Source organism: Paraburkholderia sp. CNPSo 3272, assembly GCF_024206495.1.
In the GTDB taxonomy this organism is placed as follows: Bacteria; Pseudomonadota; Gammaproteobacteria; order Burkholderiales; family Burkholderiaceae; genus Paraburkholderia.
The window spans coordinates 117,457-142,627 of sequence record NZ_JAMBPQ010000008.1; the positions used below are offsets into that span (position 1 = coordinate 117,457).

The 25,171-nt window shown below is 61.2% G+C and carries 26 protein-coding genes; 11 read left to right on the plus strand and 15 right to left on the minus strand.

Features of this window, described 5'->3' with window-relative positions:
• The first annotated feature begins 1 nt into the window (after position 1).
• Both M3I53_RS12920 and M3I53_RS12925 read left to right on the plus strand, forming a co-directional pair.
• Positions 2-1,138: a DSD1 family PLP-dependent enzyme gene (locus tag M3I53_RS12920; protein WP_254316430.1), complete on the plus strand. Its 1,137-nt coding sequence runs from the start codon at positions 2-4 to the stop codon at positions 1,136-1,138.
• Positions 1,128-1,532, plus strand: a complete 405-nt coding sequence (locus M3I53_RS12925) for a RidA family protein (protein ID WP_254316308.1) — start codon at positions 1,128-1,130, stop codon at positions 1,530-1,532. The genes M3I53_RS12920 and M3I53_RS12925 overlap by 11 nt, the downstream gene beginning before the upstream one ends.
• A 24-nt stretch (positions 1,533-1,556) precedes the next feature.
• Here M3I53_RS12925 and rpsU read toward each other — a convergent pair whose 3' ends face one another.
• The 4 genes from rpsU to M3I53_RS12945 form a co-directional block, all read right to left on the minus strand.
• Complete coding sequence (gene rpsU, locus M3I53_RS12930; RefSeq protein WP_254316309.1) at positions 1,557-1,769, minus strand: 30S ribosomal protein S21; 213 nt, start codon at positions 1,767-1,769, stop codon at positions 1,557-1,559.
• 112 nt (positions 1,770-1,881) lie between these two features.
• Entirely contained in the window at positions 1,882-2,148 is a 267-nt protein-coding gene (gene infA / locus M3I53_RS12935) for a translation initiation factor IF-1 (protein WP_254316310.1), read from the minus strand.
• A 515-nt stretch (positions 2,149-2,663) separates the two neighbouring features.
• The gene (locus M3I53_RS12940) at positions 2,664-2,888 is read right to left on the minus strand and encodes a hypothetical protein (protein WP_254316311.1); all 225 of its coding nucleotides are present in this window, start codon (positions 2,886-2,888) and stop codon (positions 2,664-2,666) included.
• A gap of 278 nt (positions 2,889-3,166) precedes the next feature.
• Entirely contained in the window at positions 3,167-3,370 is a 204-nt protein-coding gene (locus M3I53_RS12945; protein WP_027797648.1) for a cold-shock protein, read from the minus strand.
• 485 nt (positions 3,371-3,855) lie between these two features.
• Between M3I53_RS12945 and M3I53_RS12950 the strand changes: the two genes are divergently transcribed.
• Positions 3,856-4,386: a GNAT family N-acetyltransferase gene (locus tag M3I53_RS12950; RefSeq protein WP_254316312.1), complete on the plus strand. Its 531-nt coding sequence runs from the start codon at positions 3,856-3,858 to the stop codon at positions 4,384-4,386.
• 47 nt (positions 4,387-4,433) lie between these two features.
• Here the strand turns inward: M3I53_RS12950 and argC are convergent, their stop codons facing one another.
• Positions 4,434-5,363 (minus strand): N-acetyl-gamma-glutamyl-phosphate reductase, encoded by a 930-nt coding sequence (gene argC / locus M3I53_RS12955; protein WP_254316313.1) that lies wholly within the window; start codon positions 5,361-5,363, stop codon positions 4,434-4,436.
• Between the two features lie 130 nt (positions 5,364-5,493).
• Between argC and M3I53_RS12960 the strand changes: the two genes are divergently transcribed.
• Positions 5,494-6,378 (plus strand): LysR family transcriptional regulator, encoded by an 885-nt coding sequence (locus M3I53_RS12960; RefSeq protein ID WP_254316314.1) that lies wholly within the window; start codon positions 5,494-5,496, stop codon positions 6,376-6,378.
• 67 nt (positions 6,379-6,445) lie between these two features.
• Here the strand turns inward: M3I53_RS12960 and M3I53_RS12965 are convergent, their stop codons facing one another.
• Complete coding sequence (locus tag M3I53_RS12965; protein WP_254316316.1) at positions 6,446-6,649, minus strand: hypothetical protein; 204 nt, start codon at positions 6,647-6,649, stop codon at positions 6,446-6,448.
• Positions 6,650-6,988: 339 nt separating this feature from the next.
• Here M3I53_RS12965 and M3I53_RS12970 point away from each other — a divergent pair, with 339 nt between their 5' ends.
• Both M3I53_RS12970 and M3I53_RS12975 read left to right on the plus strand, forming a co-directional pair.
• On the plus strand, positions 6,989-7,144 hold the full coding sequence (locus tag M3I53_RS12970; RefSeq protein WP_254316318.1) for a hypothetical protein: 156 nt from the start codon (positions 6,989-6,991) through the stop codon (positions 7,142-7,144).
• Positions 7,145-7,229: 85 nt separating this feature from the next.
• Positions 7,230-7,394, plus strand: coding sequence for a zinc ribbon domain-containing protein (locus M3I53_RS12975; RefSeq protein ID WP_254316319.1), 165 nt, complete (start codon positions 7,230-7,232; stop codon positions 7,392-7,394).
• Between the two features lie 15 nt (positions 7,395-7,409).
• Here the strand turns inward: M3I53_RS12975 and M3I53_RS12980 are convergent, their stop codons facing one another.
• From M3I53_RS12980 to M3I53_RS12995, 4 genes are all read right to left on the minus strand, one after another.
• Positions 7,410-10,463: an efflux RND transporter permease subunit gene (locus M3I53_RS12980; RefSeq protein WP_254316320.1), complete on the minus strand. Its 3,054-nt coding sequence runs from the start codon at positions 10,461-10,463 to the stop codon at positions 7,410-7,412.
• An 11-nt stretch (positions 10,464-10,474) separates the two neighbouring features.
• Positions 10,475-11,626: an efflux RND transporter periplasmic adaptor subunit gene (locus M3I53_RS12985; protein ID WP_254316321.1), complete on the minus strand. Its 1,152-nt coding sequence runs from the start codon at positions 11,624-11,626 to the stop codon at positions 10,475-10,477.
• A gap of 37 nt (positions 11,627-11,663) precedes the next feature.
• On the minus strand, positions 11,664-13,241 hold the full coding sequence (locus M3I53_RS12990; protein ID WP_254316322.1) for an efflux transporter outer membrane subunit: 1,578 nt from the start codon (positions 13,239-13,241) through the stop codon (positions 11,664-11,666).
• A gap of 363 nt (positions 13,242-13,604) precedes the next feature.
• Positions 13,605-13,949, minus strand: a complete 345-nt coding sequence (locus M3I53_RS12995; RefSeq protein ID WP_254316323.1) for a hypothetical protein — start codon at positions 13,947-13,949, stop codon at positions 13,605-13,607.
• 635 nt (positions 13,950-14,584) lie between these two features.
• On the opposite strand from M3I53_RS12995, the gene M3I53_RS13000 reads away from it, so the two are divergent.
• Together M3I53_RS13000 and M3I53_RS13005 are read left to right on the plus strand one after the other, a co-directional pair.
• Complete coding sequence (locus M3I53_RS13000; RefSeq protein ID WP_254316324.1) at positions 14,585-14,872, plus strand: DUF1330 domain-containing protein; 288 nt, start codon at positions 14,585-14,587, stop codon at positions 14,870-14,872.
• A 324-nt stretch (positions 14,873-15,196) separates the two neighbouring features.
• Positions 15,197-15,580 carry an ATP-dependent protease gene (locus M3I53_RS13005; RefSeq protein WP_254316326.1) on the plus strand — a complete coding sequence of 128 codons (384 nt, stop codon included), beginning with the start codon at positions 15,197-15,199 and terminating at the stop codon, positions 15,578-15,580.
• A gap of 86 nt (positions 15,581-15,666) precedes the next feature.
• On the opposite strand, the gene M3I53_RS13010 is transcribed toward M3I53_RS13005, so the two are convergent.
• Together M3I53_RS13010 and M3I53_RS13015 are read right to left on the minus strand one after the other, a co-directional pair.
• Positions 15,667-15,873 carry a hypothetical protein gene (locus M3I53_RS13010; RefSeq protein WP_254316327.1) on the minus strand — a complete coding sequence of 69 codons (207 nt, stop codon included), beginning with the start codon at positions 15,871-15,873 and terminating at the stop codon, positions 15,667-15,669.
• Positions 15,854-16,270: a hypothetical protein gene (locus M3I53_RS13015; protein ID WP_254316328.1), complete on the minus strand. Its 417-nt coding sequence runs from the start codon at positions 16,268-16,270 to the stop codon at positions 15,854-15,856. The genes M3I53_RS13010 and M3I53_RS13015 overlap by 20 nt, the downstream gene beginning before the upstream one ends.
• A gap of 56 nt (positions 16,271-16,326) precedes the next feature.
• Between M3I53_RS13015 and M3I53_RS13020 the strand changes: the two genes are divergently transcribed.
• The gene (locus tag M3I53_RS13020; protein ID WP_254316329.1) at positions 16,327-17,187 is read left to right on the plus strand and encodes a bifunctional 2-polyprenyl-6-hydroxyphenol methylase/3-demethylubiquinol 3-O-methyltransferase UbiG; all 861 of its coding nucleotides are present in this window, start codon (positions 16,327-16,329) and stop codon (positions 17,185-17,187) included.
• 167 nt (positions 17,188-17,354) lie between these two features.
• Here the strand turns inward: M3I53_RS13020 and M3I53_RS13025 are convergent, their stop codons facing one another.
• Positions 17,355-17,933 (minus strand): TetR/AcrR family transcriptional regulator, encoded by a 579-nt coding sequence (locus M3I53_RS13025; RefSeq protein WP_254316330.1) that lies wholly within the window; start codon positions 17,931-17,933, stop codon positions 17,355-17,357.
• Positions 17,934-18,062: 129 nt separating this feature from the next.
• Here M3I53_RS13025 and M3I53_RS13030 point away from each other — a divergent pair, with 129 nt between their 5' ends.
• Both M3I53_RS13030 and M3I53_RS13035 read left to right on the plus strand, forming a co-directional pair.
• Positions 18,063-18,797 (plus strand): SDR family NAD(P)-dependent oxidoreductase, encoded by a 735-nt coding sequence (locus M3I53_RS13030; RefSeq protein WP_254316331.1) that lies wholly within the window; start codon positions 18,063-18,065, stop codon positions 18,795-18,797.
• Between the two features lie 73 nt (positions 18,798-18,870).
• The gene (locus M3I53_RS13035; RefSeq protein ID WP_254316332.1) at positions 18,871-19,470 is read left to right on the plus strand and encodes an NADPH-dependent F420 reductase; all 600 of its coding nucleotides are present in this window, start codon (positions 18,871-18,873) and stop codon (positions 19,468-19,470) included.
• A gap of 230 nt (positions 19,471-19,700) precedes the next feature.
• Here M3I53_RS13035 and atzF read toward each other — a convergent pair whose 3' ends face one another.
• Both atzF and uca read right to left on the minus strand, forming a co-directional pair.
• Complete coding sequence (gene atzF, locus M3I53_RS13040) at positions 19,701-21,512, minus strand: allophanate hydrolase (RefSeq protein WP_254316333.1); 1,812 nt, start codon at positions 21,510-21,512, stop codon at positions 19,701-19,703.
• Positions 21,513-21,530: 18 nt separating this feature from the next.
• A complete protein-coding gene (uca, locus tag M3I53_RS13045; protein ID WP_254316334.1) occupies positions 21,531-25,130 on the minus strand; it encodes an urea carboxylase in 3,600 nt (1,199 codons plus the stop codon).
• Positions 25,131-25,171 lie beyond the last annotated feature (41 nt).

A 25,171-nucleotide genomic window follows, 5' to 3' on the forward strand; every position in this document is an offset into this window, starting at 1 on the left:
CATGAAACTCGATGAACTCGATACCCCTGCGGCCCTCGTCGATATCCCGCGGATGAACAGGAATATTGCGCGCATGCAGTCGCGCATGAACGCGCTCGGCGTGAGGTTTCGCCCGCACGTGAAAACGACCAAATGTCTGGACGTCGTGCGGGCGCAACTGGCGGCCGGCGCGAACGGCATCACGGTATCGACGCTGAAAGAAGCCGAAGCGTTCTTTGCGGCTGGCGTGACCGATATTCTCTATGCGGTCAGTATCGCGCCATCGAAACTGCCAAGAGCGATGGCGCTCAGACAACGGGGCTGCGATCTCAAGCTGGTGGTGGATAACACGCGCGCAGCGGTAGAGGTCGCGAAGTTTTGCGCCGGACAGCCGCACGCCTTCGAAGTGTGGATCGAGGTCGATACAGATGGGCATCGCTCCGGGATCGCACCGGAGCAGGATGCGTTGCTGGAAGTCGGGCGCATCCTGCACGACAGCGGCGTCAAGCTCGGCGGGGTGATGACGCACGCGGGATCCAGCTACGAGCTTCACACGCCTGACGCCCTGGCTGCACTCGCCGAGCAGGAACGCTCGGGCTGTGTTCGCGCAGCGCAACGGCTGCGCGACGCGGGCCTGCCTTGCGACGCGGTGAGCGTCGGTTCGACACCCACCGCGTTGTCCGCCGGGAAACTCGATGGCGTCACCGAGGTGCGCGCGGGTGTTTACGTCTTCTTCGATCTCGTGATGCGCAACATCGGCGTATGCTCGACCGATGACATCGCTTTGAGCGTGCTCACGACGGTCATCGGCCATCAGCCGGAAAGAGACTGGGTGATTGTGGACGCAGGCTGGATGGCGATGAGCCGCGACCGCGGGACTTCGCGGCAGATGGAAGACTTCGGATATGGGCTGCCCTGCGGCCTCGATGGCACGCCGTTGACCGGCTGCGTTTTGAGCGGCGCAAACCAGGAGCACGGCATTCTGTCGCCCGCTCATGAGGCTCAGCAAACAACGAGTCTGGCGACACGCTTTCCGATCGGAATGAAGCTGCGTATCCTGCCCAATCATGCCTGCGCGACGGGTACGCAGTTCCCGGAGTATCACGCGCTATCGGCAGATGGCGAGACAACCGTATGGAGCCGCTTTCATGGCTGGTAATGAATCTGGCACGCGACTGCCGCGCACGGAAAACCCTGTGAACCTGCGTCCCCCGGGGGGGCACTACAGTCACGTTGCGATCGCCAACGGACTGGTATTCGTGTCCGGTCAGTTGCCGATCGACCTGCAGGGTCGAAAGCTGACGGACGCGTCGTTCGAAGTCCAGGCAAAGCAGGTACTGGCGAATCTCGCGGTTGCGCTGGAAGGCGCAGGCAGCAGCATCGCGCAACTGGTACAGGTTCGCGTCTATCTCGACGATATCGAGCATTGGCCGAGCTTCAATCAGATCTACGCGGATTGGGCGGGCGAGGCGCGGCCGGCACGCACAATCGTGCCGACGGGGCCGCTTCACTTCGGCTTCAAGATCGAGATCGAAGCGACGGCAGTGCTATAGGTCGCTTGTATTCCTGGCACCAGGTCAGTAGCGCTTTTTCGGCGGCAAGGACCGCTTGACCATCTTGCGCACGCGTGCCACAGCAGCAGCCTTTTTGCGCTTGCGTTCCGTGGCAGGTTTTTCATAGGCTGTACGGGCACGAAGCTCCTGAATCAACCCGGTACGCTCGATCGCGCGACGAAAACGGCGTAATGCAACGTCCACGGGCTCGTCGGGTTTCAGAATTACGGTAGTCATTTTTTTTCCTGGTTGAGATCCGGCAGCAATGGCGAATGGGTGATAAAGATAGGCACGCAGCGTCGTGGTACAGACAAGGATCTATGCCAGCCGGCGCTCGCGTGTCGCGCCATCAACGACGGCGAAATGCGGGTCTTGGCGCTGTGGCACTGCTGCGCTCATCCTTATGGCGAAAATTGATTCGTCCTTTCGTCAGGTCGTACACCGAAAGTTCCAGCGTTACGCGATCGCCAGCAAGGATGCGAATGTGGTTTTTGCGAATACGACCGGACGCGTACGCACCCACCACCACGCCGTTGTCGAGCGTGACGCGGTAGCGGCTGTCTGGCAGCACTTCATCAACGATACCGTCGAGTTCCAGCAGTTCTTCTTTGGCCATTCAAGGTTCCTGATCGATTAGCGGCACGTGGGCTCGCACGCCGCCGTGAGGAAGAAGTCGCGAGCGTTGATCGACGCGTGCTCGCGCGGTAGTGGGAAGCATGAAGATTGGTGGGTAGCCCTTGCGTTCAGGAAGTCATGGACACCGTCTTGTCTGACGGCGAATCAGGTACGCAAGGGAATCTGCCAGACGCGGCGGCTCGCAATGCCGATGCGAGTCGGGGCGTGCAGTCCAGCGCGCACGGTATCGCCGGCTTCACTGGACTATCAATCAAAGGAAAGTTCGCGACTAATCAACTCGCGTCTTTTGATGCTGTACGAAGCGAACTAGTCCTGTATTGTAACCGAAGGTTGCCATTTGCCCGTCACTTTCGGCGGGGCCAGAAGGTGCGGACGTTGTCAGCCGTGAGTGCCGGCGATGCGCAGTTCGGGATCCTGCGTGATGTTCGGGCACGGGTCATTGCACCTACCCAGGCGCCGTAGATGCGTTGGGTGTTGCGAAACGTGGCGTCGTCTTTAACCGCGCATGTCGATCCAGTTGCGCGCCCACACGGTCGAGTGCTGGAGCGCCTGTTCTTCACTCTTGAAGTACTCGAGCGAATAGAACCAGTAGCGGCCCTCGTCGCGCGCGCTATCGATGCGTTCGAGCAGCAGGTTCGATGAAAAGCTTCCGTCGGGCAAACGATGCGCCGAGGATTCGACGGCATAGCCGTTGTATTGTTGAACTTGTTTGTGTTGCATTTTAATTTTAATGATATTTGAGTGCGCAGCTGCCGTGCGAAAAGTGCACGGGTGCGCCGATTCAAAGCCATTCGAGCCGATCAATGACGCACTCGAAGAGCCAAAAATGGCGTTGAAGCCTGAGGGGAGAATGAGGTGCAACGAGGCGTATGGCGCCTGGCAAGCTGCTCAACACAGATGCCAATCAGGAGTGATCGCGCCAACTGAGGGAGACTACGCTCCGCGAGGGTGTCGCTGCAGCCCGGCATCCATCACGGGATAACCGGGCCCTTCAACAATTACAGCGGCTTGATGTTAGCCGCTTGCAGCCCCTTCGGGCCTTGCTTCGTTTCGAAGCTCACCTTCTGATTTTCAGCCAGCGTCTTGAAGCCTTCGCTCCTGATTTCGGAGAAGTGAGCGAACAGGTCGTCGCCGCCCTTGTCCGGGGTGATGAAGCCGAAGCCCTTGCTGTCGTTGAACCACTTAACGGTGCCGGTTTCCATGAAGAATCCTTGAGGAAAAGAATGTAAAAATTGCCCTATCGCAGAGCGCGTGAAGCTTCAAGGAGGGAAAGGACAACGAATACCGCCGAGGAGCGAGCAATTGATGAACAGCAATCGAACTTCTTGAACTTCGTGCAGGAGCCTACCTGCCGGGTGGATCGTCGTCAATACTTAAATTTGTAACTGTTTCACTACGCGCCCGTTCTGCAGGCGAAGCGATGCGGCGGTGCCAGGCTGCGTCCCTTGCCAGCCATGGCGCACAGGCCGGACAGAGGTTGCGGGTCAGCACTGCATGAAATGGCTCCGGCGCGTTCGCTGGATCGAATCCGCGGCTCTCTGGCAAGACCCGGCCATGGACATTCAGGTTTGGCGATAGCCGTCGTTAACCAGCGGCAGGCGCGATCGACACAAGCCGTTTCCCCTCGATTCCCCTTTCTGTCCGCCACGTCATTTCGTCCGATTTAGCGCATCACGCAGAAAGCTTAATGAAAGCAATCATTAAAGCTCGCCATCGCCCAGAGGCGAGCCCTGTTCTAATTCGCCCGACCGCGGAAGAAGACTGGCAAACCTTGAAGACGGTCTTCCTTGCCGCGCTGCTCGACAGTCCAAGGGCGTACGGCCTGAGTTACGCCACCGCCGCCGCATATAGCGAGCAGCAATGGCGCGAATGTGCTTCAGGTCAGACGCAGCCGCAATATCTGCTAGCCATAGTCCAAGGGCAGGCAGTCGGTCTTATCGGCGACGCGATAAGCCGCTCGCGCGAATACAACCTGATTGCTATGTGGGTTGACTCGACGTGCCGACGCTTGGGAATTGCGGGTCGCCTGGTCAGCGCAATCCAGGCGCGCGCGATCGCACGCGGACAGCAAAGAGTCGTGTTGAGAGTCTCGCCAGACAACACCGGCGCGGTAGGTCTCTATCGCCGACATGGCTTCCAGTTCTTGCCCGAACGAGAAGCGCTAGCCAATCAGCCCGGCATCAGCGTGCAGAAAATGGAATGGAAGAGCGGTGGCTGACTGCCAGAGCGACTTCCATCGCGAACGGCCGGTATCCGGGGTTGCCACTATTGCCGCGTGAGCATGAGGTTCAGGTTCTGAACCGCAGCGCCGGATGCGCCTTTGCCGAGATTATCGAAAACCGCGGACAGCAGGACGTGCCCGTGCTCCGGGTCATGAAATACGCTTAAGTGCATGTCGTTCGTACCGTTCAGCACTTGCGGATCCAGGTGTTTTAACGCGCTCGATTCGTGCAGCGGCAAGACTCGGACGTGCGTTGCCTCGGCATAGTGGCGTGCGAGGCACGCGTGCACCGTGGTGCCATCCACGCCGGGCGCCAGCAGCCGCAACGCGAGCGGCACCGTCAGCACGACGCCCTGGCGGAACGCTCCGTACGCAGGGACGAAAATCGGACGCTGCGCAAGCGAGGCGTGCTGCTGGATCTCCGGTGTGTGCTTGTGCGCGAGCTCAAGGCCATAGACCTGGTATGAAGGCGCATTGGCGGCTCCCGGCCCCTCATGTTCCTCCACGCCGGCACGCCCGCGTCCGGAGTAGCCGGATACCGCATGAATGCTGATAGGGTAATTGCCTGGTATGAGCCCGGCCTGCACCAACGGACGCAGCAGGCCAACTGCACCGGTCGGATAGCAACCGGGATTGGTGACCCGGGATGCGTTCGCAATTTGCTCAACCTGCCCCGGCGTCATTTCCGGAAAACCGTAAGTCCAGTCCGGCTGTATGCGGTGAGCGGAGCTCGCGTCGATAACCCGGACGGCAGGATTGGCAATGGCGGCCACTGCCTCGCGCGCGGCGGCATCCGGCAAACACAGAATGGCGATGTCGCAGGCGTTGATGGCTTCTGCGCGACGCCGCGGATCTTTGCGCTCCGCAGCGGCAAGTGTGAACAGTCTGATGTCGGTCCGGTTGCGCAGCCGGTCGTGGATCTGCAGCCCGGTGGTGCCTTGGTCGCCGTCGATGAAGACTATGGGAGAGCTCATACGTGGATGACTCCGCTGACTGTGGGTTGTAACAGGTGAAAACGAGCCCCTATGTTGCGCGGTTGGCTAGAATAGAGAAAGTTGAATTTCATAACGAAAACATTCAGTTTTTCTGAATCTGGACGCCGTCATGCGAGAGATCAGCCTGGACCGCCTGCGCACTCTGGTCGCCGTTGCCGACCGTGGTTCGTTTGCCGATGCGGCGCGTGCATTGCACCTGGCGCCGCCAACGGTCAGCCTGCACATCGCCGAACTCGAAGACCGCATTGGGGCGCCCCTCCTGTCACGCAAGCGCGGACAGGTGGCGCCCACGTCTATCGGCGAGGTGCTGGTGGAGCGCGCGCGCCGACTGCTGGCCGACGCGGAGCAGGCGTTGGACGATATTCAACGCCAGGTAGAGGGACTCGAAGGGCGCGCGCGTCTCGGCGCGTCCACGGGCGTGATCGCGCACCTGCTGCCGCAAGCGCTCGAGGTTCTGCGCAAGCACCATCCCGCCATCGACATCCAGATCGCAGTGCTGACTTCGCAAGAAACCCTGTCCCGGCTGCTGGATGGAAAGCTGGATGTCGGGCTGGTCGCGCTGCCTCAGCCCCCGGTGGCCGGGCTCGTGTTAAAGCCCTGGCGCCGCGACCCCGTGATGGCCTTTTTGCCGGCGCATTGGCAGTGTCCCGCCCGCATTACCCCTGAATGGCTCGCCGCCCAATCTCTCATTCTCAATGATGCGACCACGCGGCTGTCGCGTCTGACCGCGGAGTGGTTCGCAACCGGTGGGCAGCATCCTGTGCCGCGCATTCAACTCAACTACAACGACGCGATCAAGAGTCTGGTCGCGGCAGGTTACGGCGCAACGCTGTTGCCCCACGAGGCCACTACGCCATTACCCGATAAACGCATCGTCATGCGTGCGCTGCGCCCGGCGTTGTCGCGACGGCTCGGTATCGCATATCGTGCGGGCTACGTTGAGCGTTCCACGCAACACGTACTGGATGTGTTGTGGGATTTGCGATTGGCGTAGGCGTGCCAATCGCCGCTCCTTGGCACTCCGGCGCATTCAACCGCCCATGGGAACACTGCCTGCGCGGCTACTGATCGTGTGCGAGCGCTTCAAGACGAGCGTTGCCCGCGTCTTTCGCCGCGCGCTCGGTGGAGAAGGGTTCTTCGGCCACGAGCGAGCGCCGCACTTCGCGCGCATCGAAGTCGACGAGCGAGATAACCCACACCCATCCGCCGATCTGTTCGGCCGTCTGCACGAAGGCGCGCACGTTGCCTTTGTCCTTGGTGTTCATTTGACCTCCTCGAAGAAAACATCGCCAGCGTCGCCCGCGCAGCGCAGCGAGCGTGCTGTGGTTACGCGGTCGGCAGTGAATTGTGCAAGCACTACATAGCTGACTCTCACGGGTCCTCGTTACAAGGCGACGTTCGAGAGGGCCGCGTGGGGTACGGCCCTGCTGCCCTCCCCCGCAACACTTCATTTTAGGCAATGGGAACAGACATACCACCGGCCACGTGCACGCGATCCCGCGCTGCGCGCCGGCCCGAAATGATCGCCACGACAAACTTTCGGGGCGAAGTCCGCCGCCTCGGCACTAGAATTCAGACATGATTGCATTCCGAAGGAGGCTGCCATGACTCAGCCGATGATCAGTTTTTGGGTTGGCCTCGTGGTTCTCGTTGTCGTCGCCATGGCCCTGTCCCGTCGCTACAGGCGCGAGCACCCGCAAGAGAGCCTGAACCAGTGGCTCGACACGCACCATATGAGCTGGATGCATCGCAAGCACTAGCCGGCGGCTCGGTCTGACACCGAAGAGCACCCCCATTTCCTGCACTAGAATGGGTTATCGCCCGGATTCTCGTTAGAGGAATACCATGCCGACTTACCAGTACAGATGCGAGAAGTGCGGTGAGATGTTCGAGCATGCCGAGCATCTTGCTGAACATGAATCCGCTCATCCGCCTTGCCCTAAGTGTGGCAGCGAGAAGGTTGAGCACATCCCCACACCGTTCGTGGCGAAGACATCCAGGAAGTCCTGAAGTCTCTTCGGTTGCTCAGGCCTGCTCCGGATGCTTCCTGTCCCGATGGTGGTCCGCGGCAAGGAACATATACATCGCAGGCACGACGAACAGCGTGAACAGCGTGCCGATCGACATCCCCGTGAAGATCACGAGTCCCATCGCGTTGCGGCCGGCCGCGCCCGCACCCGATGCGATCACGAGCGGCACGACGCCCAGCACCATCGCGGCCGTCGTCATCAGGATCGGCCGCAAGCGCACGCCCGCCGCTTCTTCGAGCGCTTCGCGCTTGCCGCGCCCCGCGCGTTGCAGTTCATTAGCGAACTGCACGATCAGAATGCCGTGCTTGCTGACGAGGCCCATCAGCGTGACGAGTCCCACTTGCGTGTAAATGTTGAGCGTCGTGAGTCCCACGTTGATGAAGATCAGCGCGCCGAACAGCGCCATCGGCACCGACACGAGAATCACGACCGGATCGCGAAAGCTCTCGAACTGAGCGGCGAGCGCGAGAAACACGATGATCGTCGCCAGCAGCAGCGTGGTCACGAAGCCGCCGGACTCCTGCACGAATTGTCGCGACAAACCGGAATAATCGGCCGTGTATCCCGCCGGCGCGACGTCGATGGTGGCATTGCGCAGGAAGTCGAGCACTTCGCTCTGCGAGATGCCCGGCGCGAGCACGCCGGAAATCGTGGCCGAATTCAGCTGCTGGAAGTGATTGATCGACTCGGGGACGACGTTGCGTTTCAGATGCGTGACCGTCGATGCGGGAATCACACTGCCATCGGGCGTGCGCAAGTAATAATCGAGCACTTGCGAGGGGTTCAGCCGGTCCGTTTGCAGTACCTGCGGAATCACCTTGTACGAGCGGCCGGCAATCGAAAAGTAGTTGACGAAGTTCCCGCCGAGCGCCGCGCCCAGCGTCTGCCCGACATCGCTTTGCGTGAGGCCGAGAGAAGCGACTTTGTCGCGGTCCACGAGCAACACGCTTTCCGGCTTGTCGATCTTCAGATCGCTGTCGACGAAGAAGAACATGCCGCTTGCGCGCGCCTTTTGCAGCACGGCTTGCGACACTTCGTTGAGGTTCTCGAACGGCTCCGTCGTGCTGATGACGAATTGCACGGGCAGTCCTTGCGCGCCCGGCAGGGGCGGAAACTGAAATGCGGCGACACGCGCGCCCGCGATGCCGTTCCACTTCTGCTGCAATTCCTGCTGTAATTGCGTCGCGCCCTTCTTGCGCTTGTCCCACGTCTTGAAGAGCACGCCGCCGATACCCTGATTCAACGTCGGCACGCCCGTAAGCTGGAACATCTGCGCGTATTCGGGCAACTGCTGCGAGATCTCGAAGACCTGATCCGCGTAGGTCTGCATCTGCTGGATCGTCGCGTTCGGCGGCCCCAGGACCTGGGACAGGACGATGCCCTGGTCCTCCTGAGGTGCAAGCTCCGATTGCGACGTCATGAAGAGATAGACGGTGCCGCACAGGAGCAGCGCCCCCATCGCGACGAACACGGGCCACGTGTCGAGCATCGCATGCAACAGGCGCCGGTAGCCGTGATGCACACGTTCGAACTGCCGGTCGACGAAGCGCGGGAAGCGGCCCGACTGCTGGTCCATGCGGAAAAAGCGCGAGCACATCATCGGCGAAAGCGTCAGCGCGATCACGCCCGACACGGTGACGGCGCCCGCGAGCGTGAACGCAAACTCAGTGAAAAGCGCCCCAGTCAATCCGCCCTGAAATCCGATCGGCACGTACACGGCGATCAGCACGACTGTCATCGCGAGAATCGGGCCGCCGAGTTCGCGCGCCGCGATCAGTGCGGCTTCGAAAGGCCGCCTGCCCTCCTCCTTCATGTGCCGGTCGACGTTCTCGACCACGATGATCGCATCGTCGACCACGAGGCCGATGGCGAGCACGAGCGCAAGCAGTGTCAGCAGATTGATTGAATAGCCGAGCACCTGCATCACGAAGAACGTGCCGATCAGCGAGAGCGGCATCGCGATCACGGGCACGATCACCGCGCGCAAGCTGCCAAGGAAAAGGAAGATCACGACCGTCACGATCAACAGCGCCTCGACGAGCGTCTTCACCACTTCTGCGATCGCCGTGTTGATGAAGTCGGTCGCATCGTAGACGATGTCGCCCGTCATGCCCGTCGGGAACTGCCGCTGCAGTTCCGGGAAAATCGCTTTCACGCGCTTCGCGACGTCGAGCACGTTCGCATCGGGCGCCACCTTGATGCCGATGAACACCGACCGTTTGCCGCTGAACGCGACGTTGAAGTCGTAATTGTCCGCGCCGAGCACGACGTTCGCGACATCTTCGAGGCGCACGATCGCGCCGTTCTTCTGCGTGACGACGAGTTTCTTGAAGTCCTCGACGGAATGCAGGTCTGTGCCCGCATTCAGATCGACGCTTATCATCTGGCCTTTAGTCGTGCCAAGCGTCGCCAGATAGTTGTTGTTGCCGAGCGCCGTGAAGACGTCGGCGGCGGTCACGTTGTGCGCGGCGAGCCTGCTCGAGTCGAGCCATGCGCGCAGCGCGAACTGACGGCCGCCGAGCACTTCCGCCGTCTGCACGCCCTGGACCGAATCGAGCTTCGGCTTCACGACACGCAGCAGATAATCCGTGACGTTGTTGCTCGGCAGCACGTCGCTGTAAAAGCCCATGTACATCGCGTCGGTGGTTTGACCCACTTGCACGGTCAGCACGGGCTGTTGCGCCTGCGGCGGCAACTGGTTGCGCACCGATGCGATCTGCGTGTTGATCTCCGTGAGCGCGCGGTTGGAATCGTAATTGAGCCGCAGCGTCGCGGTGATCGTCGAGACACCCGTGGTGCTCGTCGACGACATGTAGTCGATACCCTGTGCCTGTGCGATCGCGGCTTCGAGCGGTTGCGTGATGAAGCCGGCCATCGTGTCGGCGCTCGCGCCATAGTACGCGGTGGTGATCGTCACCACGCCGTTTTCGGTTTGCGGATACTCGCTGACCTTCAGCGCCGCAAGCGAGCGCAAGCCGAGCACGAGTATCAGCAGACTCACCACCGATGCGAGGACAGGCCGTTCAATGAAGATGTCGGTGAATTTCATCGCGCGCTCTTCTATTGTTCCTGAGGCGTCGGGTTCGGGCTATTCGAAGGCAGCACGCGGTTGTCGATCACGAGGGGCGTGCCGTTTTTCAGTTTCAGCTGCCCGCTCGTCACGACCTGCGTGCCTTCGCTGATGCCCTTGAGAATCGCGACCTGGTCGCCGCGCGTCGGCCCCGGGGTGACAAACACCTGTTGCGCGACGGGCACCATCTTGCCTTGTGCATTCTTATGTTCGCCGGGCTTCACGATGAACACGGTCGCGCCATACGGGTTATAGGTAATCGCCGTTTGCGGCAAGGTCAGATAGCGCTGCGCGCCGCCCGCATCAATCTTCACGTTCGCATACATGCCAGGCAGCAGCTTGCGCTCGCGATTGTCGACTGTCGCCTCGATCTGGACGTTGCGCGTGCTGCTGTCCACGCGCGGATTGATCGAGCGAATCTTGCCGTCGAACGTGCGGTTGCCGAACGCATCCGTATCGACGACGATGGTCTGGCCCACCTGCAATTGGCCGAGTTGCTGCTGCGGCAGAAAGAAGTCGGCGTAGATCGGGTCGATGGCTTGCAGCGTGACGATGGCGTCGCCCGGATTGAGGTACTGGCCGGGATTGACCGTCGTGATGCCGACGCGTCCCGCGAACGGCGCGCGAATCGTCTTCTTTACGACGAGGGCGGCCTGTTGATCGACCTGGGCTCGTTTGCTCTTGAGGTCGGCGGCGTCGGCATCGAGCTGCGCCCTGGCAATCGCCTGAATATCGAACTGCGCCTTGTCGCGCTTGTAGACCGTTTGCGCAAGGTCCGCCGCTGCCTGCAGCGACGCGAGTTGCGCGCGGTCCGAATCGTCGTTCAGGCGCACTAGCACCTGGCCTGTCTTCACCTCCTGGCCCGAGTTGAACGCGATCTCGCGCACGAGCCCGGCCACTTCCGTCGTCACGTCCACGCCGCGCACCGCGCGCAGGCTGCCCACAGCGGCAAGCTGCGGCTGCCATGTTTGATAGCTCGCGATAGCGGCCGTGACGGTGGCGGGCGGCGCAGCGTTGCTTGCCATGAACTTCTTGATCATGTGCGCCCTGAACAGATTGAAGCCGACCAGCGCGCCGAGCAGTATGCCCACGCAGATCAGCATGATGATCATCCGCTTTGCCATCGGCTTTTTCGTCGTCATCGTCATGTCCTGGCAGGGACGGTCACTGCGAAAGGATTCATTTCGGCATGGGCGGGGTCGGCTGGGCTGCCTGGCTCGTCGCCGTGTCGTTCCACCAGCCGCCGCCGAGCGCCTGAAACAGCGCCGCCGTGTCCGCATAGCGCGCGGCCTGCGCCTGCGCGAGATTCACGACGGTCTGCTGGTATTGACGCTGTGCATCGAGCAGCGCCAGATAGCTGACGCCGCCGATGCGAAACTGGCCGCGCGTCAGGTCGAGCGAATCGCTGGCTGCACGCCATGCTTGCGTCTGCGCGCTCAGGCCGGTTGCATCGTGCTCGAGCGCGCGCAACGTATCGGCCACGTTCTGGAATGCGAGCAGCACCGTTTGACGGTATTGCGCGTTGGCCTCGTCGAATGCCGCTTCTGCCGCGCGCTTTTGCGCGCTCAACTGGCCGCCGTGAAAGATCGGCTGCGTGATGCCTGCGCCGATGCTCCAGATCATGTCGGCGTACTTAAGAAGGCCCGCTGGCGTCAGCGCCTGCGGGCCGTAACTCGCGGAGAGCGTGAGCTGCGGATACAGGTTCGCCGTCGCCACGCCGACCTGGGCGCTCGCCTGATGCAGCGTGGCATCGGCGGCGAGAATGTCGGGACGCTGCCGCACGAGCGAAGACGGCACGCTGACGGGCAACGCTTGCGGCAGCGTGAACATCGACATCCTGAACTCGGGCACATCCGCATCGCTCGGCGGCTTGCCCGCAAGGACTGCGAGCTGGTGACGCGTCTGGTCGAGCGACTGATGCAACGGCGGCAATGTCGCGCGCGTCTGCGCCACCAGCGTTTCTTGCGTAAGTACCGCTGGGCGGCTCACGCCACCCAGTTCGAGCTGCTGGCGCATGATGCCGAGTTGCGCGTCTTCGTCGTCGGCGATTCGCGCCGTCGCTTCGATCTGCTCCCGCAGCGAGGCTTCCTTGATGGCCGCCGTCACGATATTCGCGGACAACGCGAGATACGCCGCTTGCAACTGAAAACCCTGGTAATCGACCTGCGAGCGCAACGACTCGAGCTCGCGCCTTCCGCCGCCGAACACATCGAGGTTGTACGACACATTCACCGATGCGTTGTAGAGGTTCAGCAGTTCCGTTAGCTGCGGCTCCCCGAACGTGACGCCGTTGAACTTCTCGCGCGTCGCATTGGCCTTCGCATCGACGGACGGATAGAGCGTAGTGCCCATTTGCGCACGAAGATTTTCTCCGGCCTGCCTGAGCGCCGCTTGCGCCGCGGCAACGTTGGGGCTGTTGGCGAGTGCCTCGCGGATCAGCGCGTCGAGCGGCTCGCAATGATAGAGCGTCCACCACTGGGCGGGAATGTCCAGGCCGGCCACGAACTGTTGCGGAACACCCGATGCGCCCGGCGCAGTGGCCGTTTGGTCGGGTAGCGGCGTGGACGTGTACGTGCCGGTAGCGGGCGGCGCGGGCGTACGGTAATCCGGGCCGACCGTGCAGCCGGACAAGGCGATCAGGAGAGAGACCCATGCAGCACGCGTGAGCGTCTCGCAGGCTGCATGGCGGCGAGACGCACTGCGCGAATGCCAGTGCGAGCGGCTGCGACGGAAACCGGGGTTGACGTCATCGATCATCGATCCACCCTGTTTCAGCGGAATACGAACGAAACGGCAAATGCAGAGCTTGAAATCATGCCACAACATGTTCACGCGACCCGCGAACGGATTTCCCAAGGGGCCCACGCCTTGCCGCAAATGCCAGCCGAATGCCGGAATCCCGAAGCTTTCCGATGATCGAAAGGGTTTCGAAAGCGGACTGATATCCCCCGATGCCAGGTGCTGTATGTGGCTGCCGCCGGCGGCGGTGTTCGAAGGTGGAGTCTGCTGGCAGAAGTTGAGATGGGGCCCGACTTCCGGTTGACGCGGGATTGAACCGCGAACGGACGCCTCGCCAGCCTGTGATCGTTCGCGGCAGACAGCCGTGAATGGGTGCACCGGTCACCGACCGGTCAGACTCTTCAGGATTTTCCGAACGATGCGTTCGTGCCGCGTGAGCGCCGCTTCGAGCGTGCTAGCGCCATAGCTCTCGTTGTCATGGTGCACTTCCATTCCGGCGACTCGCGTCACGAAGAGCGCGGGTTCCGCAGCCCCCGCGTCGGCCACGCCGCGAAAGCGCGTCGTGACCGTCACGCCGGACTCTTCGAGCAATGTACGGCGAAAGACCAATTCGTTCTCCGCCATCCAGCGCGACCACTCGCTGCGGTCGAACACCTCGACAGGCCTGTTCTTCGCATCGAGGACGTAGAAGCGTTCACCCTTGGGCGGGACGGAGCGGGATGTCATCTATTGGTCGGGCGCGCGCAGGAAGCTGATCGCCTCCCGCCATCAGCTATTGTCGACATGGCCAATCCAGTCGTTGTGCTCAGCCGCCCCAAAAGAAGCGACCCGAGATAGATGGACGTGGCTCCATTCCTCCCGGGCGTCGCGGCGACGGTCATCGCCTCGAACGGCCTCTATGTTCCGCAACTCACGGCTTTGTAATTTTCCGATGCGAGACGATACCGCCTCCTTGCATCGTACGTTTCCAGGCTTCATCGGCATGTTGCTGCGCGGATTTCAAGGTGCGCGCGGCCCGTTGCCCTGCTCTTGGCATTGGCGTGAACGCGGAAGTCAAGCCAGACAACGCACGGCGGACCGTCCTCGTGACCATGGTTTGCTCCGCGTAGACATCGGACTGATGAGTCTAACCTTTCCCCCCGGGGCTTGCGAGACTGTACGTTTAACCAGCCATGGCGATGCCTTCAGTCGGGTGGGGAACGCCGCCTGCAGGATCGCCTCGCGAACCTCTGTTTGCGAGGATCGGGAGGGTTCTCTTGCCCAATGACGGGGCGACATCCGCACCGCCCCTGCGTACCGAGGCCCAATGCAGTTTCATGGCATGATCGTGCGGACCTTCACACAACCTGAGGAGCAACGCGATGGCGACTTATATTGTCTTTACGAAGGAAAGCACGCAGGATCAGAGTGAGCTCGACATCTACCAGAGCAAGGTGGGCGAGACCTTCAAAGGTCATCCGGTCAAGGTTCTCGCCGCCTACGGACCTCAACAGGTTCTGGAGGGCGAAGCGCCAGAGGGCGTCGTGATAGTGGAGTTTCCGTCGACTGCGGCCGCACGTGCGTGGTACGACAGCCCGGCGTATCAGGAAGTCGCGCAGCACCGGTTCAAGGGCGCGCGCTATCGCGCCGTTCTTGTCGAAGGCGTGTGACAAAGGCACGACGTTCGGCCCGCGGAGCCGGGCCTCGATATGACTGACGCGGCACTAGTGCGCGTGACGCCGTTCGGACTAAGGGCAAGTATTGACTTTAGCGATCGCGGGCTGGGAAAAATCTACGTGTTTCCGATTATTTCAAGTACGGGCACTCAGGTCGTTGTCGGTGGTAACGACAAGCATCTGGACTTTCGGATCTGGACGTTGACCGCATTGCACCTCTCGCCAGGTGAGCTTTCTTTGCCGACCACAGATGGGGCGCCCAAAGATGCCCGGGTGCGGCCCGTGAGATGATGTGCCACCGTCAACAAGAGATATGGGATGACAACGACATTCGACGAGGCAACAACGGCGGCGATCGCCGCGTTTGCCCAACTGGATTTCTACACGGCTGTGCAGGCGATGCGCGCCGAGGCCGACTACGACCGCGAACGGGACCAGTGGATCTCGCGTTACATCGACGAGCACGGCGGCGGCGCGGACGATGCGGCCTACGACGCCCTGCACGCGCAGGCCCGGGCAACTCCGGAATACGCGCGGTTCGTCGATGCCGTTCGCGGCGAACTCCTGGATTACTTCGGCGTGGCGGGCAATCAACTGGACTGGGTGGTCCTGCTGCGCAACGACGACAGCGACGAGCTGTGGGCGGAGGTCAACCGGCAGCGAAGCGCGCTGGGAACCGGTGAGGTGCGCGGAGACCTCTGAACATCGTTTGCCATCGGAGTGGTAAGCAATGGATTAGGTGTGCATAAACTCAAGCCGGTGCCGCTGCCACCGCGACTTGTCATTTTCTAGTATTCGTTAATTAATCGAGCCAACGACTCGGCCTCTCGGGCAACGGCTTCGTCTGCTGGTACGCCGTCACCTATCCACAACTGGACGGTATCGGCGAACGCTGTTTTTGCCGCGCCGCACAACTGAGCGATGCGAATTCTATAAACACCGTCGAAGCTAAACACTTCCAGCCGACCTTCATACTCACGCGCATAGAATTTCATCGCCAGCTCCTTGTGCCGTCGCCGTGCGTTTCATCACTGCTCCGGGTATCACCGCCGCGCCAGGCGTTGCTTTACCTGCAGTACGAGCACACCACAAGCCGCGTTCACCCATCATGCGCTCAATCGGCTGGCAGTCGCAACGGTGTCGCGACGACGTTGCATGCAGGTCCGTATTGAGTTCGCCTACCGCGAGACGCGCTCGGTCGTGGGCGCCGCCAACGGTCAACGATTTCACCGTTGCACGGACATCTGAACGTTGGGTTACCAGCGAAATATAGACCTTCGCAAACCAGCTAATCTGTTTTCCATCCACGGTTTCCGAACGTTGACATCGCCGTTTTTTACATTTCCAAAACGCACTCGAAAATAAATAAATATCGCTGACGGTTCCGCGCATGTGTCCTATTGTTGAGATCGTGATTTAAATCCCATCAAGCCAATTCAGAGGTCGAAATGAGCGACATTACGATTTCATATCACTACGTTGATTGCAATCGAAAATTCGAACACTATGACGCTAATCGATCATTTTTTCAGGAATACTATGCCACCCGTCTCGCCGCGGAGCCGGGAATATCCTGCCACGTTCTCGACATCGGATGCGGTCACGGCACCAATCCGACCATCAGCAGGATCGAGCATGTCCTTGGGGAAGTTGATGGCGTCGACCCGTTCCCCGCTGTTCAACCCCATCCGCTGATCAGGAAGCGGTGGACCTGTGCGATGGAGGAGATCCCCGTGCCGTCGAATACGTACGATCTCGCCTATTCCTATAACGTTGTTGAACATGTCGTCGACGAGACTTCGTTTCTCGCCAAAACGATCGAGGTGCTCAAACCTGGCGGCGTGTATTGGTCAATGTCACCTAACGCGCGGCACCCGTTCACCGTCATTGTGCGGATTATGCAGACACTCGGCATAAAGTATCTCTACCGTCGGTCAATCGCTCCACAGGCAAATAATTACCCCGCCTATTACCGGCTTTGCAACGCCACGAAAGTGCTAAAAGCAATCGAAAAGCTCGATCTTCCAGTATCGAAAATCGACTTCTTCCTGATTCCAAACGTTCAATGGGATACGTTTTTTCCGCGACGACTTCGCTTCATTGCCCACTTGATAGATCGCGTCGTTGTTCTTAACGCGCCTTCGATGTCGAACATTTTTATGTTCCGCATGGAGAAAATGGATGCTGGGCCGCGCGACGGGGCGCGATATGACACGCCCGCATTCGACCTGAGTGCAATCGCGGACCCTGCGACAACGATCAAGCCGAGGACGCCGGCCCCAACGCATCCCGGCGCTCCTGCTGCATGACTTCGACTGACCGTAACCGTCACGGGCACACGGCGCACTAGCCGGGCAATCACTGCCTTTATTGGCAACTTTTCCGCCGGCCCATTCAGGCGCGAAGTGGTCGTGGTTACGTTATTAACCGCAAATGTGCGACTTCCCGGCCCGAGGCATCCGATCACCGATCTGCTTCAACGCCTTGCCTTCTTGACATCGTTGCTCTTCCCGACAGTCAGGATGGCGCTCGCGATTACGTGAAAGAGATGATCGGCCCGTGGCGCGAATGAGGGTTGGTCGCCGAGCCAGCCGAGCGCCGACATCAGGGCGAACAGGTCGTCCCCGTTCATATCGACGCGCGCTGTTCCCTCGGCCTGAGCGCGGAGCAATAGTCGCTCGCCCGCAGAGTGCACCGCTGCGCATGAAGCGTAAAGCGCAGAGTCCGGGGTCGCGTGAGCACTCGCCATCAAGGCAACGACGCCGCTATAGCTCTGAACGAATGCCACCCCTTCGCGAAACCACGACACGAGCGCATCGTCAGGGGGATTCGACGTTTCGAGTTCCACTGCCTTCTGCGTCAGTGCGTCCAGATTCTCGCGCAGCAACGCTTCGAAAATTGCTTCACGAGTGGGGAAATGACGAAACAGCGTTGCCAACCCGACGTCGGCCCGGCGGGCGATATCGCGCATGGACGCTTCGGCGCCATGCTCGCTGACGACGTCGCGCGCGACTGTTAGTAGATGGTCGTAATTTTTTCTGGCGTCGGCCCGCATAGTTTTCTTGACAAGTGGATCAGTGATCCGTATCTTGGGAATCAGGATCTGGATCAGTGATCCACAAGATACCGCGTTTTTGTGCAAACAGGAACAGAGACGCTGTCCGACACCTCGAAAGGAGAAGTCATGGCAAAGCTAGACGGTAAGGTTGCAGTCATCACCGGTGGATCGAGCGGCATGGCGCTGGCGAGCGCGAGGCGATTCGTTGACGAAGGCGCCTATGTTTTCATCACGGGCCGGAGGCAGGAGACGCTGGACGAAGCCGTCAAGCTGATTGGCCGCAACGTGACCGGCGTACGCGGCGACGCGGCCAACCTCGACGACCTCGACCGCTTGTTCGATACAGTCAAGCGGGAAAAGGGCAAGATCGACATCCTGTACGCGAGCGCAGGCTGGGGCGAAGCCGTCCCATTGGGCGAGATTACCGAGAAGCACTACGACGCGATCTTCGACCTCAATGCGCGCGGCACGCTGTTTACGGTTCAGAAAGCGTTGCCGCTATTCAACGATGGCGGATCGATCTTCATGACCGGGTCAGTTGCCTCGGTAAAAGGTTTTCCCGGTTACGGTGTGTATGCGGCGAGCAAGGCGGCGTTGCGTTCATTCGCACGCACTTGGCTCAACGAGCTGAAGGGCAGGAATATCCGGGTGAACGTACTGAGCCCGGGGCCGATCGCCACACCGATGCAGGACCAGATTCTCGACGAGGAGGCGAAGCGGATGTTCGAATCCGTGATCCCGCGGGGAAAGATGGGGCGTCCAGATGAAATTGCGACGGTGGCTCTGTTTCTTGCTTCAGACGATTCGAGCTTCGTGAATGGGGTCGAGTTGTCTGTCGACGGTGGCTTGTCGGCCATCTGAAACCGCGCAGAAAAGCGTGCAAAGGGGCTGGGTCCGTGGTTGATCAAAACGCCCCCCTGAATGGAGAGTTCGCATGAGCTATTCGATTATTGGCTTCGGCGCCGTAGGGCAGGCGCTCGCCCGAGCGTTTGCAAGAAAGAGCATCGACGTGACCGTCGCCAGCCGGCGCCCTCCCGATGCGTTAATGCAGCAGGCACGAGCGATCGGCCCCACGGTGCTCCCCAGGACGCTGAAGGACGCAATCGCGTCCGACACGATCTTCCTGGCAGTTCCGTTTTGGGAACATCGCGAAGTCGCGAAGCAACTCACCACCTGGCAGGGCAAGACGATCATCGACGCGACAAATGCTTTCGGCGTTCCCGTCGCAGACCTGGGAGGTCTGCCGTCGTCCGCAGTTGTCGCCAAAGCGTTTGCCGGTGCCAGGTTCGTAAAGGGCTTTAACCATCTGCCCGCTGCCGCTCTGGCCGCCGACCCGAGCGTGAATGGCGGCAGCCGCGTCGTATTTCTGTCGAGCGATGACGAAAATGCGGTGACACCGGTCGCAGCTTTGGCCGAACAGCTCGGTTTCGCGCCGATTGCGTTAGGACCGCTCAAGGATGGCGGCTCGCTTGTCCAGGCCAGGGGGAATAGCTGGGCTCAGCTGATCTTCAAGGATCTCGTCAAGTTCAAATAGCGGCGCCCTCTGCCCTCAGACCCGGCGTCGATCAATCAAGTCGCCGGTGACCCTGCGAGCTGTCGGTAGATCGCGTCGCCACCGTTCGAAGGCAACCATGCCCCATGGAACGGCAATGACGATTGCAACGCATGCCAAGCCGGCGAGCATCGCTGCAATCGTCCGGTTTGCGAGCGTACCGGAAGACGAGAGATTTCGTCGTCCCAGGTATTCCGTTCCAACTCGCACGGTCAGTCGGGCCGGCGCTCGCTGGCGAGCCACGCTCGCCAGCCTCCATATTCAGATATATCGGTTCCCGACTGCACGCCATAGGGTTCGCACAAGAAGCCGGTCACCCACGAGCCGTCCGACAATTCGACTTTCCCCAGCACCAGCGGAGACGGTACGGTTGCAATGAACGAGCCCAGTTCGACGCTCGGCATTTCCCAGACTTCGAGCGCAACCTTCGAGCCGTTCCCGGCAACTCGCCACAATCCCGGGCGCCTCGTGCCATCCGTAGAAGCGGGCAGCGCGGCCAGACGATAATGGGCCGCCGTATGCGTTACCTGCATCCGTCGCGCGCCTCGCGCAACGAGGTCCTTGTTCAGCGGCAGCCCCTGCATGTGAGCACCGCACACCGCGATGCGAATCCGGTCGTTGGCCGTGACTCGCCGCGCGGAAGGCTCCGGGCGGCTTCCGCCGACACTTTCGATGCCACTCGCCGTCTGCAACACATCGGCAACACCCAGCAGATACTGGTCGGTGAACGCGCGCCCGAAGACTGTTACACCCCACGGGAGTCCGTTCTTCATGAAAGCTGTTGGCGTGGCGACAGCCGCGTAATCCAGCAGATTCATGAAGTTCGTGTAGTAGCCGAGCAATGAGTTCGGCCCAATCGGGTCCTCTTCCAGTTCAGCCAGCGTCACAGGGCGCGGATAAGTCGGCGTCAGCACGAAGTCCAACGAATTGACCACCGCATCGCAGGGTGCCTTCAACGCCTGCAGGCGATACTGCGCGCGAAACAGTTCGACCGCGGTCGCACCCGGCGCCCTGGCCAGCACATCCCGAATGACGGGAAGCACAGCGTCTGGCGTCGCCGACATCAACTCGCCGACCACGCTGTAGCGCTCGGCAACCCACGGGCCCTGGTAAAGGAGCTTTGCGGCCTCGACAAACGGCTCGAAATCAATCTCCACTGCCTCGCCGCCTGCTGCTTCCAGACGCGTACGCGCCCTTGCGAACAGTTCCGGGCTCTCATCGCATCCCGCGAATTCAAGGCGCCCCGGAACCCCGAACCGGAACGACTTGGGCTTGCCGAACGCGCTTGCCGAATTCCACTGCGGATTTTTGCGACTGTATGCATCGCGAGCATCGGTTTGCGCGGTCAATGAGAGCAGCTCACTGGCCTCGCCAGCCGTGGCCGTGAAGTACGTCACGCAATCGAGCGTGCGGCACGCCGGGACGACACCCGCCGTCGACAGGATGCCCCTCGTCGGCTTCAGTCCGATGAGATTGTTCAGGGCGGCAGGCACGCGGCCAGATCCCGCCGTGTCCGTACCAAGCGCGAAACTCGCCACGCCCAATGCGACGGCAAGCGATGAACCCGCACTGGAACCGCCCGACGGGTAGTCAGGATGCACACTGTTTCGGCATTTGCCGTATGGCGAACGTGTGCCATTCAGACCCGTAGCGAACTGGTCGAGATTGGTCTTCCCGATCGGGATGGCGCCAAGCGAAATCAGTTGGCTGACGAGCGTCGCGGACTCCGCCGGGGTGTACGCAAAATCGGGGCACGCGGCGGTCGTTTGGACTCCTGCAAGGTCAATATTGTCCTTGATTGCGAAGGGCACACCGTACAACGGCAGACGCGCGAAGTCCTGCTGCTCGAGCCAGTCGAGATACGGCGCGACTTCGCTCTCGGTCAGAATATGAATGAAGAGATTGAACTCGGGGTTCAGCGCGTTCGCTTTTCCGAGCAGTTCCGCCACGAGCTTGCGCGGCGTGAGGCGCCCGTCACGATACGCACTACGGAGCGTGGAAAGTCGCAGATCGAATGTCGGCATGGTTTTCTGTCCTTGTACTTAGTGGCGTTCAATGACTGCGACTCGCTGCCCTGCGCGTACGGGCGAGCCAGGAGCCACGTAAATCTCGCCGACTGTCCCCGCACATGAGGCAAACACCGAGATCTCCATCTTCATCGACTCGACGATGAGCAATACGTCGCCGGCCGCAACGACGTCTCCCGTCTTCACCTTCACCTGCCAGAGGCTGCCCGCGATCTCACAGTCCACGGCGACCTGGCCGTCCTTCAGAGCAGCCAGTTGTGCGTCCTCCGCGTCCGGTGCCTCGATTGCCTCTTGCGGGGCGCCCGCTTCGCGCCAACGCTCGCGCTCGGCCTGGAATGCAGCCTGCTGTCGCGAACGGAACTTGCCGATGCTGAGCGCTTCGCTCTCGAGAAACGCTTGATAATCCGGCAGCGACAGCTCCGACTCTTCGATCTTCAACGGATAACGCCCAAGCGGAAAATCGGCGCGGATGCGAAGCAGTTCGTCGGCTGACACTTCGTAGAAGCGAATCTGATCAAAAAAACGCAGCAAATAGTGCTGACCGGCGAAATCCGCGACCTTGCGGTAGCGATTCCACATCTGCAGCGTGCGGCCGACGAATTGATAGCCGCCGGGCCCTTCCATGCCGTACACGCACAGATACGCGCCGCCGATGCCGACCGAGTTCTCCGCGGTCCACGTACGGGCGGGGTTGTATTTGGTCGTCACGAGGCGGTGACGTGGGTCGAGCGGTGTCGCAACGGGCGCACCCAGGTAGACGTCACCGAGGCCCATCACGAGATAGCTTGCGTCGAAGACGATCTCTTTTACGGCATCGATGGATTCGAGGTCGTTGATCCGGCGAATGAACTCCAGGTTGCTCGGGCACCACGGCGCGTCTTTGCGTACCGTGGTCATGTATTTTTCAATCGCGAGCTGGCACGCCGGGTCGTCCCACGAAAGCGGAATGTGCACGACTCGCGACGGCACACGCAGATCCCTCTTCAGCAAGACCTGCTCCCACGCCTCGCGTACGACATCCAGCAGATGCGCGAGCGCCAGTTGCTCCGGTCGATAGTGAATCTGGAGAGAGCGGATACCCGGTGTCAGATCGATAACGCCGGCAAGCGCCATGGCCTCGAGAGACTGCATGAGCGCGTGCCCACGAAAACGCGAGACGAGGTCCAGCTCGGCAGGTCCAATTTCGAGCAGCAGATGCGTGTCGCCGGACACGCGCGCAACGAGCCGCTCGCCGCCCGAACCCGTGTCGAGCACGATGGGTGAGGTCAGTGACGACCGTCTGCGGGTCGGCGCGTTCGACTCGACCTCCAGACTTTCCAGTTCGCGGGCGCGTTGGCGCGCGGCTTCACGCGCCTCTTCCACTTCCACCGGAACAAAGCGGATCTTGTCGCCCGCCTTCAATTGCCCGATGTGCCAGAGGTCGGCCTCGACGATGGTCACGGGACAGACGAAGCCGCCGAGACTCGGCCCATCGGGGCCGAGAATCACCGGCATGTCGCCGGTGAAATCGACGGCGCCGACCGCATACGGATTATCGTGAATGTTCGACGGGTGCAGCCCGGCCTCGCCGCCGTCTTCGCGCGCCCATTCCGGCTTCGGCCCGATCAGGCGCACACCGGTACGGCTCGAGTTGAAGTGAACTTCCCAGTCGGTGTCGAGGAAGCGTTCGATGTAGCGGGAGCTGAAGTATTCGGGCGCGCCATGCGGACCATAGATCACGCGGATGTTCCGCACGTCTTCGAGCTTCGGCACCGCATTCAGCGTCTTGCCAGCCTGTGGGTTCGCGAGCGCATAGAGGTGAAGCACGTCGCCCGCGCGGAGTGCGCGCCCGCCATGACCGCCGAACTGACCGAGCGTGAAGGTGCTTCGGCTGCCGAGATACACGCCGACGTCCAAACCGCCGCGTATGCACAGATACGAGCGTGCGCCGGCGCCGCGAATGGTGCCGAGCGACAACGTCGAGCCTGCCGGGACAAAGAGGCTCGTATTCAACGGCTGCTCGACATCGTCGAGCAACACGGGAATTTCTGCCCCCGTGATGGCGACGACCGCGTCGGTATTGAAACGCAGCGTCGGGCCGCTCATCGTGATTTCGAGCGCGGCGGCATCTGGGGCGTTGCCAAGCAGGCGGTTGCCCAGCCGCATGGCGCGGTCATCCATCGGCCCGGAAGGCGGAATGCCGACCGCCCAGTATCCCAGTCGGCCGGGGAAATCCTGTACCGTCGTCTGCGTACCGCCGCTGACGACTTCGACCGTACTGGCCTGATACTTAAGTCCCTCGAGGCACCGGGTCCATGGCTCGCCCGATGCAAACGGCTTGTCGTCCAGAATCTGACGCAGATAGTCGCGGTTCGTCTCCACGCCGTAAATGCGCGTGTTTTCGAGCGCGTCCTTGAGCGCGCTGCGCGCCTCGTCGCGAGTCGGCGACCAGGCGATCACTTTGGCGAGCATCGGGTCGAAGTACGGCGGCACTTCGCAGCCGGCTTCGATCCACGTGTCGACGCGTAGCGCGCGACCATCGGCTTGCGGGAACGCAACGTCGGTCAACAGGCCGGGGCTCGGCTTGAAGTCACGGCCAGGGTCTTCCGCATAGAGCCGCGCCTGAATCGCATGGCCGCGCGGCGTCAGGTTCGCCGCGAGTTCCTGCAACGGCTCGAGCGTGCCCGCCGCCAACTCGATCATCCAGCGCACGAGGTCGACACCCCACACCTGTTCGGTTACACCGTGCTCCACCTGCAGACGCGTGTTGACTTCGAGGAAGTAGAACTGCTCGGCAGCGCTGTCGTATACGAACTCGACGGTGCCGGCGGAGCGATAGTCCACCGCCTTCGCCAGCTTCACGGCAGCCGCACAGAGCGCGTCGGAAATCCCGTCCGGCAAGCACGGCGCGGGCGTTTCCTCGAGCACTTTCTGGTTGCGCCGCTGCACGGAGCAATCGCGCACGCCGAGTGCGATGGCGTCGCCGTTGCCGTCCCCGAAGACCTGCACTTCGAGATGTCGCGCCCGCTCGATGTACTTTTCGAGGAAAACGCCTGAGTCGCTGAAATTGTTTTCGCCGAGTCGCTTCACGGCATCGAAATGCGCACTGAGTTCGGCCGCGTTCCAGCACACACGCATGCCGATACCGCCGCCGCCGGCCGTGCTCTTCAACATCACCGGATAACCGATGACTTCCGCCGCTTCCAGCCCCGCCGTCAGGTCAGCGAGCAGGCCGGTGCCCCGGAGCATCGGCACGCCTTCCCTCTCGGCGATTTCACGCGCCGTGTGCTTCAGGCCAAAGGCACGCAACTGAGCCGGCGTGGGCCCGATGAACGCAATCCCTGCCGCTTCGCAAGCCTCGCCAAAGGCGGCGTTCTCGGAGAGGAATCCATACCCCGGATGAATCGCCTGCACGCCCTCGCGGCGAGCGATCTCCAGGATTTTTTTCGTGTCGAGATAGGTCATTGCCGCGGGCCCATCGCCCAGACAGTGCGCGATGGGCGCCTCGCTCACATGACGGCTCGCTCTATCCGCCTCCGCAAAAACGGAGACTCCGGTGACATCGAGTTCGCGCAGCGTTCTGAGAATCCGGCACGCGATAGCGCCACGATTGGCGATAAGAACTTTCTCGAACATGGAAGGAAACTTGATTCAGAGGCGGGCCGTCCCGCCGTGGG